Source organism: Nocardioides pakistanensis (assembly GCF_054781215.1).
Genome location: NZ_BAAGUV010000040.1, coordinates 1 through 2,839 on the forward strand (window position 1 = coordinate 1; position 2,839 = coordinate 2,839).

3 protein-coding genes are annotated in these 2,839 nt (G+C 72.0%); all 3 read right to left on the reverse strand.

What is annotated here, in order from left to right; all coding sequences use genetic code 11:
• A partial coding sequence (locus ACYVIH_RS15750; protein ID WP_460870426.1) for a cobyrinate a,c-diamide synthase occupies window positions 1-777 on the reverse strand: 777 nt, incomplete at its 3' end.
• Window positions 771-1,385 (reverse strand): cob(I)yrinic acid a,c-diamide adenosyltransferase, encoded by a 615-nt coding sequence (gene cobO, locus ACYVIH_RS15755; RefSeq protein WP_460870427.1) that lies wholly within the window; start codon window positions 1,383-1,385, stop codon window positions 771-773. The genes ACYVIH_RS15750 and cobO, both read right to left, overlap by 7 nt.
• The coding region (locus ACYVIH_RS15760) for a VWA domain-containing protein (protein ID WP_460870428.1) at window positions 1,385-2,839 on the reverse strand (1,455 nt) is incomplete at its 5' end. The genes ACYVIH_RS15760 and cobO, both read right to left, overlap by 1 nt.

A 2,839-nucleotide genomic window follows, 5' to 3' on the forward strand; every position in this document is an offset into this window, starting at 1 on the left:
GGCCATCGCGACGACCGGCCGGTGCCCGCTCGTGCCGGCCGATATGATCTCGCGTGCGGGGCTCCATGGCTCGACGTCCAGGTCGGGGGCGGAGCGGGCGACCTCGAGGATCGCGGCGAGGTCGAGATGACCAGCGATCTGCTCGCCGAGCCGCTCGATCATTCGGACCGAGCCGTCCCGCTCCACCGCGGGGACCAGACCGAGATGGCGCGAGGGCGTGGAGAGTTGGTCGTCGTGCGGCATGACGCCAAGAACCGGCAGGCCCGTTTGCTCGAGCGAGCCGATGATCTCGGCGGTGTTGCGGTCCGACCCCGCCCGGTTGAGAACGACGCCGGCCACCCGGATTCCCGGGTCGAAGGTGGCCATGCCGAGGGCGATCGCCCCTGCCGAGCGGGACAGCTTGGCAACGTCGAGGACGAGCAGGATCGGTGTCTTGGTGAGGGTGGCGACGTGGGCGGTGGAGGCGAATCCGTCGGTGCCCAGTCGTCCGTCGTAGAGGCCCATGACTCCCTCGATAACCGCGACGTCGGCGTTGGACGCGCCGTGCAGGAGCAGCGGGACCACACGGTGTTCGCCGACGAGGTGCGGGTCGAGGTTGCGGCCGGGTCGGCCGGTTGCCAGGGCGTGGTAGCCGGGGTCGATGTAGTCGGGCCCGACCTTGTGGCCGCTCACCTCGTGTCCGGCCAGCCGGAGAGCCGCCATCAGGCCGGTGGCGATCGTGGTCTTGCCCTGCCCGGTCGACGGCGCTGCAACGACGACCCGGGGCAGGGCTACCACTCGATGCCCCTCTGGCCCTTCTGACCGGCGTCCATCGGGTGCTTGACCTTGCTCATCTCCGTGACCAGGTCGGCGGCCTCGACCAGGCGTGGATCGGCGTTGCGGCCCGTGATGATCACGTGCTGGTAGCCCGGGCGGTCGGTCAGCGTCTCGACGACGTCCTGGACGTCGACCCAGCCCCACTTCAGCGGGTAGGTGAACTCGTCGAGGATCAGCAGGTCGTGGCTCTCGTCGGCGAGGCGGCGCTTGATCTCCTGCCAGCCCTCACGGGCCGCGGTCTCGTGGTCTTCGGCGTCGCCCTGCTTGCGGGTCCACGACCAGCCGGAACCCATCTTGTGCCACTCGACCGGGCCGCCGTCGCCGGTCTCCTCGTGCAGCCGGCCCAGTCGCTCCAGGACGGTCTGCTCGCCGATGCGCCACTTGGCCGACTTCACGAACTGGAAGACACCGATCTTCCAGCCTTGGTTCCAGCCGCGTAGCGCGAGCCCGAAGGCGGCGGTGGACTTTCCCTTGCCGTCGCCGGTGTGCACCACCAGCAGCGGTCGGTTGCGGCGCTGCTTCGTCGTGAGGCCGTCGTCGGGGACGACGGCGGGCTTGCCCTGGGGCATCAGGCCGCTCCCGTCTGCGTGTGGGATCGGACCGTGCCGGCCAGCGCCTCGGCAGTGACTTCGGCCACCGGGAGGTGTTCGGCGCGCAGCAGCTCGGCGAGGCGCAGTGCGAGGCCAAGGCGCAGGGGGCCGCTCTCGCCGTCGATGACGACCGTGGTGACACCGAGGCCGGCGACGTACTCCGCAGCCTGCTGTGACCGTGCGACAGCGTCCTTCCCGCCCGTGGCACGACCGTCGGTGACCAGGACCAGGAGCGATCGGAGCCGTGGATCTCGCATGCGTTCGCGGGTCAGCACGCGCGCGGCTTCGAGCAGACCTTCGGCCAGCGGCGTGCGTCCCCCTGCCGGAACCTCGTCAAGCAGCGCGGCAGCGATGTCGACAGAGTGCGTGGGCGGCAGCGCGACAGTCGCCTCGGCGCCCCGGAAGGTGACCAGGCCGACCTTGTCGCGGCGGCGGTAGGCGTCGAGCAGCAGCGAGAGGATCGCGGTCTTCACCTGGGTCATGCGCTTGCGCGCGGCCATGGAGCCGGAGGCGTCGACGCAGAAGAGGACAAGATTGGCCTCGCGACCCTCCCGTACGGCGACCCGGAGGTCTTCGTTGCGCAGTTCCACCCGGCCGGTCGTGCGCCCCCGGGAGGGCTGCTTGCCGGCGGCGGCGAGCAGCGTCTCCACGAGGTGCAGGGAGCCGGTGGGGCCGTCCGGTCGCCGGGCGCCGACGCGGCGGCCGGTGCTCGCGAGGGCTCGACTGCGTCGTCCGGCCGCGCCCTCGCCGAGCCCCTGCACCTTCAGCAGTCGCGGTCGGTACGGCGCGGTGGCACGAACCCTCGAACCGGCCTCGGAGCCTGCGGGAGGCGTCGTCGGCTGCTCGGCGCCGGACTCGGCCGGAGTGCTGTCGGTCGCCGGCGCCTGGTCGCTGTCACCGTCAGCGGCCTCGTCCCGCGGTCCGTCAGCCTGCGCCTGATCCTGGGTGTTGTCCTCGGGAGAAGTCGGCGGCTCATCCGGGTCCGGTCCCTCCGGCGGCTCGGGCGGTAGCTCGTCGTCGCCGAGGATCTGGTCGAGCAGGTCCTCGTCGAGACCGGGGGCGTCGAAGGGGTTGCGGCGACGCCGGTGTGGCAGCGCCAGCAGTGCGGCGCGTCGGATGTCGGCGCGGGTGACCTCGTCCCGACCGTCCCAGGCGGCGTGGGCGACTGCGGTGCGGGCGGTGACGATGTCGGCGCGGAGCCCGTCGACCTCGAACCTGGCGCAGACTTCGGCGATCTTCATGAGCGCGGCCTCGGTGAGCCGCACCTTGGCGAGACGCTCGCGGGCGGTCTCGACTCGCTCGGTCAGGGCGCGGTCCGCGTCGCGGTAGCGCGCGGTGAAGGCGACCGGATCGGCGTCGTAGGCCATCCGGCGCCGCACGACCTCGGCGCGTAGCGCCGGCTCCCGCGGGGCGGCCACCTCGACGGTGAGCCC

Bases quoted from the DNA above. Each gene is read 5' to 3' on its own strand.
- cobO (WP_460870427.1), bottom strand. From the start codon at position 1,385: ATGCCCCAGGGCAAGCCCGCCGTCGTCCCCGACGACGGCCTCACGACG.